The following is a 15,945-nucleotide window of genomic DNA, read 5'->3' on the forward strand; positions in this document are numbered from 1 at the left end:
AGGGCATGAGTGTCGATTCTTCGGTCGGTTCCCGGTTCCCCAGCGATGTCTACGCATCCAGGCTCGCCCGCGCAGCACGTCTGACGTCGGACGCGGGCCTCGATGCCCTGCTGATCACTCCGGGACCGGATCTGCAGTACCTGATCGGCTCGAAGGCCAGTTCGTTCGAGCGGCTCATCGCCCTGGTCGTCCCGGCCGACGGCAGCACACCCAGCGTCGTTGTCCCGAGGCTCGAGCTTGCCGCACTGGGCGATTCCGCGGCTCAGGAGCTGTCTCTGGCGCTCGTCGATTGGGTGGACGGCGTCGATCCGTATGCACTGGTGGCCGCGGCAGTTCCGAACGGAACGAAGACGGCCGTCGCCGACGCCACGCCTGCCCTGCACTTCGTACCGCTGGCTGCGGTGTTCGGCACCATGCCGGTGCTCGCGACGGACGTACTCCGCGAACTTCGGATGATCAAGGACGAGGCCGAGATCGAGGCGTTGCGGCGAGCCGGCTATGCCATCGACCGCGTCCACGCCCGCATGGGTGAATGGCTTCGCGTGGGCCGCACCGAAGCGGACATTGCGGCGGACATAGCAGCAGCGATCGTCGAAGAAGGCCACACCGCACCCGAATTCATCATCGTCGGATCCGGCCCGCACGGTGCCGACCCGCACCACGAGGTGTCCGATCGCGTCGTCGAGGCGGGAGACATCGTCGTGATCGACATCGGGGGTCCCGTCGCTCCGGGATACAACTCCGACTCGACCCGGACCTACAGCCTCGGCGAGCCCTCGGCAGAGATCGCCGAGCAGTACGCGGTGCTGGAGCGGGCTCAGCAGGCCGCGGTCGATGCGGTGATTCCTGGCGTCACGGCGCAGTCCATCGATGCGGCCGCTCGCGACGTCCTGGTCGATGCCGGTCTGGGCGAGGCGTTTCTGCACCGCACCGGCCACGGGATCGGTCTGTCGGTGCATGAGGAGCCGTACATCGTTGCCGGTAACGACATCACGCTGACCGAAGGGATGGCCTTCAGCATCGAGCCGGGAATCTACTTCCGCGGCCAGTGGGGTGCGCGTATCGAGGACATCGTCGTCGTCACAGCCGACGGCTGCGAATCGCTCAACCTCAGGCCGCACTCTCTCGCCGTCCTGCCGGTGTGACCGACCCCGGCGAGGCCGAATTCGTCACGGCCGTTCGGTCCAATCCCGCTGTCGCCGAGATACTTTCACGCGCACCGCAGCTCGGGCTTCCCGGGTGGTACCTGACGGCGGGTGGCCTGTTCCAAACGGTGTGGAACCGCCTGGCCGGTCGGGACCCACAGGCCGGCATCCGGGACTACGACTTCTTCTACTTCGACGACTCCGATCTGTCCTACGACGCGGAGAACGCGGTGATCGAGTCCGCGGCCTCGGTGTTCGCCGACCTCGGGGTGGACGTCGAAGTACGCAACGAAGCGCGCGTACATCTGTGGTACGAGCAGCATTTCGGCAGCCCGATCGCGCCGTACCGAAGTACCGAGGATGCGATCGACCACTTCGTCTCCACCACGTGCTGCTTCGGTATCACCACCGATGCGAACGGAACCGACTCGGTGTACGCACCACACGGATTCGACGATCTCTTCGCGGGAATCGTGCGGCCCAACCCGCGTCTACCGATGCGGCACGTGTACGAGGCCAAAGCTGCCCGATGGACGACGGAATGGCCGAACCTGACCGTACTGCCGTGGCCGGAGCGCTAAGGACGTCGAAGCAGCGACCGGCTGCCCAGAACTCGCTGCACCTCGATCGCGATGACGACGCGCGTGGGGTTCTCTCGAGGCTCGCGGTAGCGCTGTGCGTAGCGATTCTCGGCGTCGACAACCGAGTCGCGATCGCTCCTGACCGAAGCCGGGCCCTCCAACGTCAGCCAGCGGGCACCGTCGATCTGGGTGACGGCTGCATAGGCACCGCGGCCTGCGTTGATGGCCTTCTGCGACACATCGTTGGTGATGACGCGGGCAACGTGCGTCTCGGCGTCGTAGGTGAACCCGACGGCGACGACATGTGGAGTGCCGTCCGGTCGCAGTGTCGTCAGAGTGGCCAGGTGCCGCTCGGTCAAGAATTCGATCGCGTCGTCTGTCAGAGCAGTCGCGTCTGCGGGGATGGCGGCCATAACCCGACTGTAGTGAATGCCGCTCGATCAGCCAGACTGATCGCTGTGAGCACACGAGCAGAACCCGCAGCCGGAACCCTGTTGCTGCTGGGCGGAAGAAGCGAAATCGGGCTCGAAGTCGCCACCCGACTCGCCCCGGGTCGAACCGTCGTACTGGCCGCTCGGCGCAGCACCGAACTGGACGCCGAGCGACGGCGAGTGCAGCAGGCAGGCGCGGACGCTGTGCACACCGTCGAGTTCGACGCGAACGCGATGGACTCCCACGCGGAGCTTCTGAAAGAGGTCGCCCGGCAGCACGGTCCGTTGGGGATCGTGGTTCTCGCGTTCGGGATTCTCGGGAATCAAGCACGCGCCGAGGACGACGCTCAGCATGCCCTCGACGTCATCACCACCGACTTTCTGGCTCAGGTCTCGGTGCTGACGCATGCCTCGAAGCTTCTTCGGGCGCAGGGGAGCGGCGACCTGGTCGTGTTCTCGTCGGTCGCGGGTGTTCGAGTGCGACGCACCAACTACGTGTATGGATCCGCGAAAGCCGGCCTCGACGGGTTCGCCAGTGGACTGAGCGACTCGCTGCACGGTAGCGGGGTGCATCTCCTGCTCGCTCGTCCCGGATTCGTCATCGGTTCCATGACCGAGGGCATGACTCCGGCACCCATGTCGAGTACACCCGATAAGGTCGCCGAGGGTGTCGTGAAAGCACTGCGTACGCGACGCGCCACCGTGGCTGTTCCGAGCATTCTGCGACCGGTGTTTTTCGCCATGCACCTACTGCCACAATGGCTCTGGCGCAGGATGCCGCGCTGATGGAGACGCCGGCACCGAGTCCGATCGTGGTCGTGGGAATCGGCGCGGACGGCTGGGACGGACTGTCCCGAACGTCCCGCACGGCAATAGAACGGGCCGAGGTGGTGTTCGGCTCGTCTCGGCAGGTTGCGGGGGTCCGAGAACACTGCGCCGCGACCGAAACCTGGCCGAGTCCGTTGCTGCCGAATCTGCGGCCGATGATCGACGCCCATGCAGGCTCGCGAGTGTGCGTGCTGGCCAGTGGCGATCCGATGTTCCACGGCATCGGAGTGACGTTGGTGCGGGAGTTCGGTGCCCAACGGCTACGAGTGCATCCGGCACCGTCCTCGGTGTCGCTGGCGTGCGCTCGGTTGGGGTGGGCACTTCAGCACACCACGACCGTGTCGTTGGTGAACAGCCCGGTCGAGACGATGTTGCCCGAACTGGCCGAGGGTCGTCGGATTCTCGTACTGAGCCAGGGGAGCAGCACTCCGGGCCGAATCGCGGCAGTGTTGTCCGCCAACGGCTTCGGAGCGAGCGGGATGACGGTGCTCGAGCAGCTCGGCGGTCCCGCCGAGAGGGTCGCTTCAGGAATCGCCCGCGAGTCGGTGTTCGAGAGCGTAGACCCGCTCAATATCGTTGCGCTGGAGTGCGTTCGAGATCCCGATGCAGCCCGGCACAGTCGCATTCCAGGCCTGGCCGATTCCGCCTACATCGGAGACGGTCAGATGACCAAGCAGGAGATTCGAGCACTGACCCTGAGTGCATTGGCACCGGCACCCGGAGAGTTGTTGTGGGACATCGGGGGTGGCTCGGGCACCATCGCCATCGAGTGGATGCGAACCGACAGCTCCTGCCGCGCAGTGACGTTCGAGAGTTCGCGGGCGCGCCGTGAGCAGATCGAGAGCAATGCAGTACGGCTGGGAGTTCCGGGCCTCATGGTGCACGGCGGAGCGCCCGAGAGCTTCACGACCGTCTCGGACGAGGCCGCAGTACCCGACGCAGTGTTCATCGGTGGCGGGCTGACCGGCTCCGGCATGCTCGAGGCGTGCTGGGACGCGGTACGCGCCGGTGGTCGGGTGGTGGCGAACTCGGTGACCGCAGAATCGGATTCGATATTGGTGGCCGCAGCGGCGATGTACGGCGGAGAGCTCCGCAGGTTCCAGATCTATCGCGGTGAACCGCTCGGCGCGTTCACCACGTGGAGACCACAGCTGCCGGTCACGCAATGGTGTGCGACAAAACAGTGGTGTGCGACAAAACAGTGGAGTGCGACCACACGGTGAAGGTCCTGATTCTCGGCGGTACGACGGAGTCGCGGGCACTCGCGTCGGCTCTGGACACGGTGCAGGGCATCGACACGATCACCTCGCTGGCCGGACGCGTCACGAGGCCGATACTGCCCGTCGGACAGACCCGAATCGGTGGTTTCGGTGGGCCGGAAGCCCTTGCGGTGTGGCTGCGAGACAACGCAATCGACGTGGTGGTGGATGCGACGCACCCATTCGCCTCCACCATCGGAGCACACGCCGAGCAGGCCACTCGGGCATCGGGAGTCGCGCTCCTCGTTCTGACACGGCCACCGTGGACCGCGGGCGAGGGTGATCGATGGACCTCGGTTGCGTCGTTGCCCGACGCGGCGTCGGCGATCACCCCGGGCAGCAGGGTGTTCCTCACGACAGGCAGGCAGGGTGTTCGCTATTTCGCGTGTGTCGACCACTCGTGGTTTCTGGTCAGATCGATCGACCCTCCGACCGGCCCGGTGCCGCCGCACATGACGCTGCACCTGAGCCGCGGGCCATTCGACATCGACCACGAGTCGACACTGCTCGCCGACAACAGAATCGACCTGTTGATCACCAAGAACAGCGGCGGCGACATGACGCGAGCCAAGCTCGATGCCGCCCGAGTGACATCGATCCCGGTGCTCGTTGTCGACCGCCCTGTGCGAACCGGCTCGGCACCGACGGTGTTCGACGTCGCGGCTGCCGTGGACTGGTTGGCGAACCGGTCAAGCGCCGCTTCCTGACGACCTGCCCTCTGACGGGTACCGCCGAGAGGTGAACACCTTCGGCCCGCTTCCCGTGTCGACCACCGTGGTCATCGAGGATCCGATGATGAGCAGGCACCGCATGTCGATCGTGTCGGGGTCGAGTCGGCCGAGGGGCACGGTCCGAACGGATTCCTCCGGACTGCCCACTGCGCGTCCGATGACCACCGGCGTCTGCGACGAACGGTGCTCGAGCAGAATCTCTTTCATCGCGGCAACCTGCCAGGTCCGCGACTTCGAGGCCGGGTTGTAGATCGCGATCGCCATATCGGCTCCGGCCACCGCCGCGAGTCGGGCTGCCACGACGTCCCAGGGCTTGAGGCGGTCCGAGAGCGAGACGACTGCGTAGTCGTGTCCCAACGGCGCACCGACGCGACTGGCAACGGCGTTGGCGGCCGTCATTCCGGGTACCACCCGCACCGGCACGGAGTTCCATTGCTGTTCCGCCGCAACCTCGATCACCGCCGTAGCCATCGCGAACACCCCCGGATCGCCCGAGGACACCACGGCTACTCGGCGACCTTGTTTGGCGAGATCGAGTGCGAATGCCGCACGTTCGGACTCGACCTTGTTGTCACTCGAGTGCCGAATCTGTCCGGGCCTGAGCGGTACCCGGTCGATGTAGGTGACGTAACCGACGAGATCGGTGGCGGCGGCCAACTCGGCGCGCACCTCGTCGGTCGTCCAGGCGTCGTCACCGGGACCGAGGCCGACGACAACCACTTCGCCCGTGCGGATGGGTGTTCCGGTTCGGTTGGACGGGCTCGGCACGACGATCATCGAGAAGTACGGCACGTCGTCGGCGTCGGCGGCGTCGAGTACTCGCTGCCGGGGTGTGCTGGCGCGTTCGACGTAGCGTGCCTCGTCCAGCCGGCCCGACCGCTCCAGGGCCTCGAGCACTGTGGGGTATGTCCGGCCCAGTTTCATGATGACGGCGGCGTCGGTGCCGCGCAGCCGCCGCGTGAGTTCGTCGGCGGGCAGCGTGCCGGGAAGCACGGTGAACACCTCGTCACGCTCGACGAGCGGAGTTGCCAGCGCAGCCGAGGCGGCACTGACCGAGGTCACGCCGGGCACAACCTCGACCTCGAAGCGATCGGCCAACCGCTTGTGCATGTGCATGTACGAGCTGTAGAACAGCGGATCGCCCTCGGCGAGAAGCACTACGGACCGCCCGGCGTCGAGGTGCGCTGCCAGCCGGGCGGCAGCGGATTCGTAGAACTCGTCGATTGCACCCTGGTATCCACCGGGGTGCGCCGTGGTCTCGGTGGTGACCGGATAGACGAGATGTTCCTCGAGCTGCCCGTCGCGCATGTATCCGGCAGCGAGTCCGCGGGAAATGCTGCGGCCGTGCTGTGCGCTGTGGAAAGCGATCACGTCGGCCTCGGCGATCACGCGAGCGGCCTTGACGGTCAACAACTCCGGATCGCCGGGTCCGACACCGACTCCCCACAGTTTTCCGGCACCGGTCATTCTTGTTCGCTCGCAATGGCATTGACCGCGGCGACGGTGATAGGGCTGCCGCCACGTCTGCCTCTGACGACCAGATACTCCACGCCGAGGTCGGCCGCGATCAGGTCCTCCTTCGACTCCGCTGCGCCGATGAACCCGACCGGGCCGCCGACGATGGCCGCCGGTTTCGGGGCCCCGGCCGCGAGCATTTCCATCAGGTGGAACAGTGCGGTCGGCGCGTTTCCGATGGCGACGACGGCTCCGCCGAGCTTGTCGCCCCACAACTCCAGTGCAGCAGCCGTTCTCGTGGTTCCCATCCTCTTCGCCAGCTCCGGCACCCGTGGATCGGACAGGGTGCACAGCACCTCGTTGTCGGCGGGAAGTCGGCGACGAGTGATGCCGGCGGCCACCATGTTCGCGTCACACAGAATCGGCGCGCCCGAGTTCAGTGCCGCGCGAGCGGAGGTCACGACGGCTGGGGTGTAGCCGATGGTCTCGGTCAGATCGATCTCTCCGACCGCGTGAATCATGCGCACGACGACCTGTGCGACGTCCGGTGCGAACCGAGACAGATCTGCTTCGGCTCGGATGGTCGCAAACGATTGTCGGTAGATCTCCGCGCCGTCGCGGACGTAGTCGTGCATGCGTTTCACGATAGGGGAGAGGGACACCTCAGCCGGAAGCCGGTCTGGGTCACCTCACGAGACGCGGTAGCCGATTCCCGTCGCGATGACGTCGGTCACCTCGCCCTTGGGCCGTCCGCAACGCCGTTCGCACCCGGACCAATGTTGCCGCTCGTCGCGCGGAGTCATCCGGGCATCGACTGCCGCGGAGAGGTCGGCTCGTACGTCGGCCAACGACTTCTCGCATCCCGGCGATCCGGTGCACGCGCTCACCCGGATCCACGGCGACGCCGCGTCGAAGATCAGTCCCATCGGGGCCAGAACTCGAACGACTTCCTCGGCGGGTTTCTCGTCCAGATCGCACACGATCAGCGACCGCCACGGGGTCATGATCAGTGGGCGGTCGATGGCAGCGAGGAACTCGGCGAGCCGCGCCCCCAATACACCGTTGGCCAACCCAGCAGCCAACGCCACCAGGCCGTCGTCCTGGTCGAGCCACCCGATCGGTGGCACCTCGACCGGGGCAGGCACGGGCAGCGAGGGGCCCGCCGTGAGTCCGAGGCGGTCGACGATTCGGGCCGGTCCGTCGTCCAGTTCGGCTACCCGCCACTGCGATTGCCGCAGTTCGACGAACGCACCGGCGCAGTTCAGCAGCGTCGACACCACGCCGTCGCGGTCCACGCGAACGCCGCTGTCCCGGCCGGCCAACAGCACCGCGTACGACCCGTCGGCCTGGGCGTAGGCTCCGAAATCCGGTTCGAGTCCGCACAGGTCGCCCCGTCCGTCGTCGAGGGCGAACAGCGTCCGACCCGGCAGTTCCGCCAGATCGGCTCGCCCACGCAAGCCCTCGTCCAGCGCACCGACCAGCGTGCGGACATCGGTGAGGCCGCCCACCCGGCCCGACAGAGGTGAGGCCAGGATGTTGCGCACCCGCTCGTGAGTCGAGGACGGAAGCAACCCGACATCGGCCAATCTTGTCGCGAAGCCGTCCGGATCCGACACCGAGCGAACCTGAATATTGCCCCGCGAGGTCAGCTCCAACGTGCCGTCGCCCAGCTCGGCCGCGGCCTGCGCCAGTACGTGCATCTGTCCCGGCAGCACGATTCCGCCAGGCAGCCGGACCCGCGCCAGCGGCCCATCCGCGGCCAGGTGTGTCGTCAGCGCTCCGGGGCAGCCGTCGGGCACCGACCTCTCTGGCGAACTCATGTTCCCCAGGCTACAAGCGCAACGGGTGACCCGATTCCACGCTCGCCCCGGTAGCATTCGATGTTCACGGCTTAGGCCGAGAGGAAACCGGTGAGAATCCGGTACGGTCGCGCCACTGTGACGCCCCTTCGCATCCTTGTCAGACGGGGCCGGAGTCAGACCCTCTCGCCGACGAGCCGAAGAGAAGATCCACCGATTTCAGGGGCGCGAAAACCCCCGAGGAGGGCGTTACCCGTGTTCTTGCTGCTGTCCACGTCGGACACCGATCTGCTCAGCGCCCGTGCCAGTGGAGCCGACTTCACCTGGGGCAACCCCTCGCGACTGCTCGCCGAGGACATCCCGGCGATGGCCGAGTCGGCCGAGTTGATCATCGTCCGGATCCTGGGATCACGGCGGTCGTGGGAGTCCGGCATCGACGCCGTTCTCGCCACCGGACTGCCCGTCGTCGTTCTCGGCGGTGAACAGGCTCCGGATGCGGACCTGATGGAGATCTCGACCGTCCCCGCGAACGTCGCCGCGCAGGCACACAACTACCTGGCCGAGGGCGGTTCCGAGAATCTGCGCCAGCTGTACAACTTCCTCTCCGACACCGTGTTGTTGACCGGTCACGGTTTCGAGGCTCCGCGGCATCTGCCGACATGGGGCCACCTCGAGCGCGACTCGGCGCCGAACCCAGACGGTCCGACGGTGGCGATCCTGTACTACCGCGCTCAGCATCTGGCCGGAAACACCACGTACATCGATGCGCTTGCCACAGCAGTGGAGAACGCCGGAGCCACCGCGCTCCCGATCTACTGCGCCTCGCTCCGCACCGCGGAAGCCGACCTGCTCGACACCCTGAAATCCGCGGACGCTCTGATCGTCACCGTCCTGGCTGCAGGAGGAACCAAACCGGCCGGAGCGTCGGCCGGCGGGGACGACGAATCCTGGAACGTCGCCGAGTTGGCCGCCCTCGACGTGCCGATTCTGCAGGGTCTGTGCCTGACGAGTTCTCGAGCCACGTGGGCCGAGAACGATGACGGACTCTCCCCGCTGGACGTGGCGACTCAGGTCGCGGTACCGGAATTCGACGGCCGTCTCATCACGGTCCCGTTCTCGTTCAAGGAGATCGACGACGACGGCTTGACCACGTACGTCCCGGATCACGAGCGCGCAGCTCGGGTGGCAGGCATCGCCGTACGGCATGCACGGCTGCGGCACATCCCGGCTGCCGATCGCCGCATCGCCCTGATGTTCTCGGCCTATCCCACCAAACATGCACGGATCGGCAACGCCGTCGGACTCGACACTCCGGCCAGCGCGATCGCGTTGATGACCGACATGCGCACTGCCGGCTACGACCTGGGGCCGCTCGACGGTCCGGATTCGGTACCCGGCCTTGCTGCTCGTGACGGTGACGCGCTCATCCATGCTCTGATCGCCCGCGGCGGCCAGGATCCCAACTGGCTCACCGACGCCCAGCTCGAGGGCAACCCCATTCGCATCTCCGCCGCGCAGTACGGCCGGTGGTTCGAGCAGCTTCCCGCGGATCTGCGCGACGGGGTGGTCGAGCACTGGGGCCCCGCTCCGGGTGATCTCTACGTCGACCGGTCTGCCGATCCCGACGGTGAGATCGTCATCGCCGCAATGCAATTCGGCAATGTGGTGATCATGGTGCAGCCGCCGCGCGGATTCGGCGAGAAGCCGGTCGCGATCTATCACGACCCGGATCTGCCACCGAGCCACCACTATCTGGCGGCATATCGCTGGATCTCGGCCGCCCAGGCCGACGGCGGCTTCGGTGCCGACGCGATGGTGCACCTGGGCAAGCACGGCAACCTGGAGTGGCTGCCGGGCAAGACGCTCGGCATGTCCGCGTCTTGCGGAACCGATGCGGCCCTGGGAGATCTGCCGTTGATCTATCCCTTCCTCGTCAACGATCCGGGGGAGGGGACCCAGGCCAAGCGTCGAGCGCACGCCACTCTGGTGGATCACCTGATTCCGCCGATGGCGCGTGCAGAGAGCTACGGAGACATATCTCGGCTCGAGCAACTGCTGGACGAGCACGCGAACATCTCGGCACTCGATCCGGCCAAGCTGCCCGCGATCCGGCAGCAGATCTGGACCCTGATGACGGCCGCGCAGATGCACAAGGACCTCGGCCTCGAGGAGCGCCCCGACGAGGAAGTGTTCGACGACATGCTGCTCAATGTCGACGGATGGCTGTGCGAGATCAAGGACGTGCAGATCCGCGACGGACTGCACATCCTGGGCCAGGAGCCCGTCGGAGACGCCGAGGTCGAACTGGTGCTGGCGATGCTCCGCGCTCGGCAGATGTGGGGCGGCGAGCAGACGGTCCCCGGTCTGCGAGAAGCACTCGGTCTGAGCGAGGACGGCGACGAGGACCGCACCCGTGTCGACAGCATCGAGGCCGTGGCCCACGGACTCGTCGCGGCCATGCAGGCAAGCCAATGGGATCCTGCAGCGGCCGCGCGGGTGGCGGGAGAGCACGGCGCAGTGGTTGCGCAGATTCTGGAGTTCGCCGCGGCCGAGGTCGTACCGCGGCTGCGGGGGACCTCGCGCGAGATCGCCCAGGTGTTGCACGCACTCGACGGCGGTTTCATCGCAGCAGGGCCGAGTGGTTCACCTCTGCGAGGGCTGATCAACGTGCTGCCGACGGGCCGCAATTTCTATTCCGTCGATCCCAAGGCCGTGCCGTCGAAACTGGCGTGGGAGACCGGGCAGGCGATGGCGGAGTCCCTGCTCGCTCGGTACCGCCAGGATCACGGCGAGTGGCCGAAGTCTGTCGGGCTGTCGGTATGGGGCACGTCGGCCATGCGCACCTCCGGCGACGACATCGCCGAGGTGTTCGCCCTGCTGGGCGTCTCGCCGGTATGGGACGAGGCGTCCCGACGGGTCACGCGACTCGAAGTAATCGACCTCGAAGAACTCGGCCGTCCCCGCATCGACGTGACGGTGCGTATCAGCGGCTTCTTCCGTGACGCGTTCCCCCACGTGCTGGCACTGCTCGACGATGCGGTCCGGATGGTCGCCGCGTTGGACGAGCCGGCCGAGCAGAACTTCGTGCGGGCGCACGCGCAGGCCGATCTGGCCGAGCACGGCGACGAACGACGTTCCACCACAAGAATTTTCGGATCCAAACCGGGCACGTACGGTGCGGGTCTGCTGCAGTTGATCGACAGCAAGACCTGGCGCAGCGACGACGACCTGGCGCAGGTCTACACCACGTGGGGCGGCTTCGCGTACGGTCGCGGTCTCGACGGCGTTCCTGCCTCGGACGACATGCGCACCGCCTACAAGCGCATTGCCGTCGCCGCGAAGAACACCGACACGCGTGAGCACGACATCGCCGATTCCGACGACTACTTCCAGTATCACGGCGGCATGGTCGCAACGGTGCGTGCGTTGACCGGGAAGTCGCCCGAGGCGTACATCGGCGACAGCACACGACCGGAATCGGTTCGTACCCGCACCCTTTCGGAAGAAACCGCACGGGTGTTCCGGGCCCGCGTGGTGAACCCCAAGTGGCTCGAAGCGATGCGTAGGCACGGCTACAAGGGCGCGTTCGAGATGGCGGCGACGGTGGACTACCTGTTCGGCTACGACGCGACAACCGATGTGGTGCAGGACTGGATGTACGAGAAGCTGGCCGAGACGTATGTGCTCGACGAGCAGAACCAGAAGTTCATGCAGCAGTCCAATCCGTGGGCGCTGCACGGCATTGCGGAGCGGTTGCTCGAGGCAGCGGAGCGAAAGATGTGGGCCGAGCCGGACAAGCAGATTCTCGACGGGTTGCGCCAGGTGTATCTGGAAACCGAGGGCGAGCTCGAAGGGGACTAGCGACGTACTCTGAGCGGTATGGCTGCCACCTTCGAAGATATTGCCAAGGGCAAATACGTACTGCTGACGACGTTCAAGAAAGACGGCACCGGGGTGCCGACGCCGCTGTGGGGTGCCCTCGACGGAGATCGGCTGCTCGTCTGGACGGTGGCCGATTCGTGGAAGGTCAAGCGCATTCGCCGCAACTCGGCAGTCACCCTTGCCCCGTGCGACATGCGCGGTAACCCCCAGGGCGACGCGGTCGACGCGCGGGCCGAGATTCTCGACGCGACCGAGACCGAGAGGGCCCGTGCAGCGATTGCGTCCAAATACGGCATCCTCGGATGGCTCACCGTCAAGGGCAGCGTGCTGCGTCGGGGCAAGAGCGGCTCGGTCGGGCTGGCGATCACCGCAGCCTGAGTCGCGATGGACACCATCGATCGCATGCGTGGTTCCGAATGCTTCATGATGCAGCTTCCCTGCTGCCGGAATGGAGCACCACGTGCCTATCGCTGTGACCGATTACAACCATGTTCGCCTCACCGTCAGTGACATCGACCGCTCTCGGTCGTTCTACGACTCGGTGTTCGGCTTCGACGTCGCGTACTCCTGGGATCCCGACGCGGACGAGGAGACCAAAAAGGCACTGTGGTTCCTGTTCGGCGGTGTCATCTACAAGTTCGGCGGCGGGCTGCTCGGTCTACGACCGGTCGCACCGAGCGACGACACCTTCGCAGAAGACCGCTGCGGCCTCGATCACCTGAGTTTCACCGTCGACACCCGGGCTGCACTCGAGGATGCCGTGAAGACGCTCGACGAGTTGGGCATCGCGCACGAGGGCATCAAGGACGCAGGCCCAGGTTTGTCGATCGTCGAGTTCCGCGATCCCGACAACATCGCTCTCGAACTCTCAGGTCCCGACAAGTAAACCCACTACTGCGCTGCGCTCACCGAGGACATGTGAAAGTCGGGGATGCGCAGCGGCGGCATGGCCGTGCGAGTGAACCAGTCCTTCCACTCGCGCGGCAGTGTTGCCTCGGTCGTGCCCGCCTCGGTGACGCGTCGTAACAGGTCGATCGGGCTCTCGTTGAAGCGGAAGTTGTTCACCGCGCCGGTGATTCGACCGTCCTCGATCAGGTAGACGCCGTCTCTGGTCAGTCCGGTGAGCAACAGCGAGGTCGGATCGACCTCGCGGATGTACCAGAGCGTGGTCAGCAGCAGGCCGCGCTCTGTTGCGGCCACCATCTCGTCCAGACGGGTATCGGTGCCGCCGGTCATGACGAGATTGTTTCCCGGTACCGCGACGGGTGCGCCGAATTTCTGCGCCGCGGCACGGGGATAGGACAAGGCCGCGACCGAACCGTCGCGCACCCAGTCGACGCGCTCGATGTCCAGGCCGTTGTCGAACACCGACACCGAATCACTCGACGATCCGGCGACCACGAACGGCGCGTACTCGAGTCCAACTGCGCGTGGATCGGAGTACAGCGTGAGCGGCAGATCGGTGAGCTTCTCGCCCACACGCGTTCCGCCTGCCCGCGAAAGCGCGGTGCGGCCCTCCTGCGCTCCGCGTCCTTCCATGGTCCACATCAGGTAGATCATCAGATCGGCCACGGCCGACGGCGGCAGCACGGTCTCGTAGCGACCGGCGGGCAGTTCGATCGTGTTCCGAGCCCAGCCGAGACGGGTGGACAACTCGGCCAACATCGTTTCGACGGACACGTCCTGGAAGTCGGTCGTCCCGGCGCCAACCCAGGCGCTCGCCCCGGAGCGCTTGCCGTTGATCTCCACCGATCCGGTCGGTTGGGTGAAGGTGCGGCGCAGGCCGGTGGAAGTTCCGAGCCAGACGTTGTCGACGGTGTGCTGGGCGAATCCGTACAGCGTGTCGTCACCGTCGAACCCGACGTTCAATTCCGTTGCCAGCGTGCCGAACACGTCGATCGACGTGTGCTGTGCACCGCGGTCCCAACCGTCCTGGCCGGAGGCTGCACCGACCGGATCGTCGTGCAGAAGCGGCATCGCGTCGTCGGCGGGCTGCGCCGATCGGGCTGCCGCTTCGCTTGCACGCACGACGGCCTCGATGTCGTCCGGGTCGACACTCGTCGACGACACGGTGCCTACGCGAGAGACGGTGCCCACGCGAGAGACAGTGCCCACGCGAGAGGTGTCCGCCTCTCGCACGATCGAGATCACTTCCCACCGCCTGGAGGTGGCAATGCCGTTGGTGGTCATGGAGTTTCCGGCCCACCGCAGTGTTGCGTCACTGGAGTCGGTGACGATGACGATGGTGTCGTCCACGCTCGCGCAGGCGAGCGCGCGTTCGATCACCTGCTGCGGCGCGATCATCGACCTGCCTCCGATCGGGTGTTGAGTACGTTGACGCCGCGAAAGAGCGCGACGGGGCAGCCGTGGCTGACGGCGGCCACCTGGCCTGGCTGAGCTTTCCCGCAGTTGAATGCGCCGCCGAGCCGCCAGGTGGACTGTCCGCCGAGCAGTTCCATCGAGCCCCAGAATTCGGTGGTCGTCGCCTGGTACGCCACGTCACGCACCTGGCCGTCGAGCACGCCGTTGCGGATCCGGTAGAAGCGTTGGCCGGTGAACTGGAAGTTGTAGCGCTGCATGTCTATCGACCAGGATTTGTCACCGACGACATAGATGCCGTCCTCGACCTCACCGATGACGTCGGCGGTGGATCGGTCGGTGTCGGGATCGGCCTGCAGCGATACGTTCGCCATCCGCTGGATCGGAACGTGGTGCGGGGAGTCGGCGTACGAACACCCATTGGACCGCTCCAGCCCGAGCTTGGGGGCGAAGACGCGATCGAGTTGGTAACCGACCAGCGTTCCGTCGCGGACCAGATCCCATTTCTGCGAGGCCACTCCGTCGTCGTCCCAACCGATGCTGGCCAGTCCGTTGGTCTCGGTTCGGTCGGCGGTGACGTGCATGATGGGCGATCCGTATCGCAACGTACCCAGCTGGTCCGGGGTAGCGAACGAGGTGCCGGCGTAGGCGGCCTCGTAGCCGATTGCCCGATCGTATTCCGTTGCGTGCCCGATGGATTCGTGAATGGTGAGCCACAGATTGGTCGGATCGATGACCAGGTCGGTCGGTCCGGCCACCACGGACGGTGCCTTCACCTTCTCGGCCAACCATTCGGGGATGCGGGCCAATTCGTCGGCCCAGTCCCACGTGCTGTGCTCACCCAGGTATTCCCAGCCGCGTCCGACGGGTGGTGCGAGCGTGCGCATGGTCTCGAACGCACCGGCGGATCGATCCACCGTGGTGGCCTCGAACTGCGGATGAAGTCGCACCCGCTGCTGAGTGATGCTGCTGCCTGCCAGATCCGCGTAGAACGACTGCTCCTTGACCTGCAGAACCGAGGCGGTGACGTGGTCGACGCCGTCCGAAGCGGCCAGTCGAGACGAATACTCTGCCAGCAGAGCCACCTTCTCTCCGGTCGGTACCTCGAACGGGTCGACGTCGTACTCGGAGACCCAAGTCGCATTCGCGTACACCGGCTCGGCAGCAAGCTCGACGCGTTCGCGGTTGAGTGCGCGCAGCGCTGTCGCCACCTCGACTGCACTCCGAGCGGTGGTTGCGGCTGCGTCGATGCCGAGTTCGGCGTGAGAGGCGAAACCCCAGGTGCCGTCGACCACGACCCGCACGGCGAGACCGATCTCACCGGCATCGATTGCCGACTGAACGGAGCCGTCGCGCAACGAGAGCGACTGCGTCGTCAACCGCTGCACGCGAACATCGGCGTGGGTCGCCCCTGCCGCCCGTGCCGTACTCAGTGCGGCGTCCGCAATGGCCCGCAAGGGCAGAGCGAGGAAGTCTGCATCGACCGACCGATCCGATTGTCTCGTCACAGATGCT

Annotated in this window: 14 protein-coding genes and 1 riboswitch; of the genes, 8 read left to right on the top strand and 6 right to left on the bottom strand. The window is 66.1% G+C overall.

Annotated features, from left to right (window positions below; genetic code table 11):
- Positions 1-5: 5 nt before the first annotated feature.
- Together ACNEOT_RS15400 and ACNEOT_RS15405 are read left to right on the top strand one after the other, a co-directional pair.
- Positions 6-1,145 (top strand): M24 family metallopeptidase, encoded by a 1,140-nt coding sequence (locus ACNEOT_RS15400; protein ID WP_415974893.1) that lies wholly within the window; start codon positions 6-8, stop codon positions 1,143-1,145.
- Entirely contained in the window at positions 1,142-1,726 is a 585-nt protein-coding gene (locus ACNEOT_RS15405; protein WP_415974895.1) for a nucleotidyltransferase family protein, read from the top strand. The genes ACNEOT_RS15400 and ACNEOT_RS15405 overlap by 4 nt, the downstream gene beginning before the upstream one ends.
- On the opposite strand, the gene ACNEOT_RS15410 is transcribed toward ACNEOT_RS15405, so the two are convergent.
- The gene (locus tag ACNEOT_RS15410) at positions 1,723-2,139 is read right to left on the bottom strand and encodes a TIGR03618 family F420-dependent PPOX class oxidoreductase (protein WP_415974896.1); all 417 of its coding nucleotides are present in this window, start codon (positions 2,137-2,139) and stop codon (positions 1,723-1,725) included. The genes ACNEOT_RS15405 and ACNEOT_RS15410 overlap by 4 nt on opposite strands.
- 45 nt (positions 2,140-2,184) lie before the next feature.
- Between ACNEOT_RS15410 and ACNEOT_RS15415 the strand changes: the two genes are divergently transcribed.
- The 3 genes from ACNEOT_RS15415 to ACNEOT_RS15425 are packed head-to-tail and all read left to right on the top strand — an operon-like array spanning position 2,185 to position 4,951.
- A complete protein-coding gene (locus tag ACNEOT_RS15415; RefSeq protein ID WP_415974897.1) occupies positions 2,185-2,943 on the top strand; it encodes an SDR family NAD(P)-dependent oxidoreductase in 759 nt (252 codons plus the stop codon).
- Complete coding sequence (gene cbiE, locus ACNEOT_RS15420; protein WP_415974898.1) at positions 2,916-4,208, top strand: precorrin-6y C5,15-methyltransferase (decarboxylating) subunit CbiE; 1,293 nt, start codon at positions 2,916-2,918, stop codon at positions 4,206-4,208. Before ACNEOT_RS15415 ends, cbiE begins: the two co-directional genes overlap by 28 nt.
- Positions 4,151-4,951: a cobalt-precorrin-6A reductase gene (locus tag ACNEOT_RS15425; protein WP_415975219.1), complete on the top strand. Its 801-nt coding sequence runs from the start codon at positions 4,151-4,153 to the stop codon at positions 4,949-4,951. The genes cbiE and ACNEOT_RS15425 overlap by 58 nt, the downstream gene beginning before the upstream one ends.
- On the opposite strand, the gene ACNEOT_RS15430 is transcribed toward ACNEOT_RS15425, so the two are convergent.
- Genes ACNEOT_RS15430 through cobG form a run of 3 tightly spaced genes read right to left on the bottom strand, consistent with a single transcriptional unit; the run spans position 4,934 to position 8,250 of the window.
- On the bottom strand, positions 4,934-6,442 hold the full coding sequence (locus tag ACNEOT_RS15430; RefSeq protein ID WP_415974899.1) for a precorrin-2 C(20)-methyltransferase: 1,509 nt from the start codon (positions 6,440-6,442) through the stop codon (positions 4,934-4,936). The two genes, ACNEOT_RS15425 and ACNEOT_RS15430, sit on opposite strands and share 18 nt — an antisense overlap.
- Positions 6,439-7,065, bottom strand: a complete 627-nt coding sequence (locus tag ACNEOT_RS15435; protein WP_415974900.1) for a precorrin-8X methylmutase — start codon at positions 7,063-7,065, stop codon at positions 6,439-6,441. Before ACNEOT_RS15435 ends, ACNEOT_RS15430 begins: the two co-directional genes overlap by 4 nt.
- Positions 7,066-7,119: 54 nt before the next feature.
- Positions 7,120-8,250 carry a precorrin-3B synthase gene (cobG, locus tag ACNEOT_RS15440; protein WP_415974901.1) on the bottom strand — a complete coding sequence of 377 codons (1,131 nt, stop codon included), beginning with the start codon at positions 8,248-8,250 and terminating at the stop codon, positions 7,120-7,122.
- 82 nt (positions 8,251-8,332) lie between these two features.
- A riboswitch (cobalamin riboswitch) is annotated at positions 8,333-8,411 on the top strand.
- Between the two features lie 73 nt (positions 8,412-8,484).
- Between cobG and cobN the strand changes: the two genes are divergently transcribed.
- The 3 genes from cobN to ACNEOT_RS15455 all read left to right on the top strand — a co-directional run bounded on the left by cobN (position 8,485) and on the right by ACNEOT_RS15455 (position 12,997).
- Positions 8,485-12,090 carry a cobaltochelatase subunit CobN gene (cobN, locus tag ACNEOT_RS15445; RefSeq protein WP_415974902.1) on the top strand — a complete coding sequence of 1,202 codons (3,606 nt, stop codon included), beginning with the start codon at positions 8,485-8,487 and terminating at the stop codon, positions 12,088-12,090.
- Positions 12,091-12,108: 18 nt separating this feature from the next.
- Positions 12,109-12,489 carry a PPOX class F420-dependent oxidoreductase gene (locus tag ACNEOT_RS15450; RefSeq protein WP_415974903.1) on the top strand — a complete coding sequence of 127 codons (381 nt, stop codon included), beginning with the start codon at positions 12,109-12,111 and terminating at the stop codon, positions 12,487-12,489.
- Between the two features lie 82 nt (positions 12,490-12,571).
- Positions 12,572-12,997 carry a VOC family protein gene (locus ACNEOT_RS15455; protein ID WP_415974904.1) on the top strand — a complete coding sequence of 142 codons (426 nt, stop codon included), beginning with the start codon at positions 12,572-12,574 and terminating at the stop codon, positions 12,995-12,997.
- A 5-nt stretch (positions 12,998-13,002) separates the two neighbouring features.
- Here ACNEOT_RS15455 and ACNEOT_RS15460 read toward each other — a convergent pair whose 3' ends face one another.
- Entirely contained in the window at positions 13,003-14,415 is a 1,413-nt protein-coding gene (locus ACNEOT_RS15460; protein WP_415974905.1) for a metallopeptidase TldD-related protein, read from the bottom strand.
- Complete coding sequence (locus ACNEOT_RS15465) at positions 14,412-15,938, bottom strand: TldD/PmbA family protein (protein ID WP_415974906.1); 1,527 nt, start codon at positions 15,936-15,938, stop codon at positions 14,412-14,414. Before ACNEOT_RS15465 ends, ACNEOT_RS15460 begins: the two co-directional genes overlap by 4 nt.
- Between the last annotated feature and the right edge of the window lie 7 nt (positions 15,939-15,945).

This window comes from Rhodococcus sp. 077-4 (assembly GCF_047782425.1).
Classification (GTDB): Bacteria; Actinomycetota; Actinomycetes; order Mycobacteriales; family Mycobacteriaceae; genus Rhodococcoides.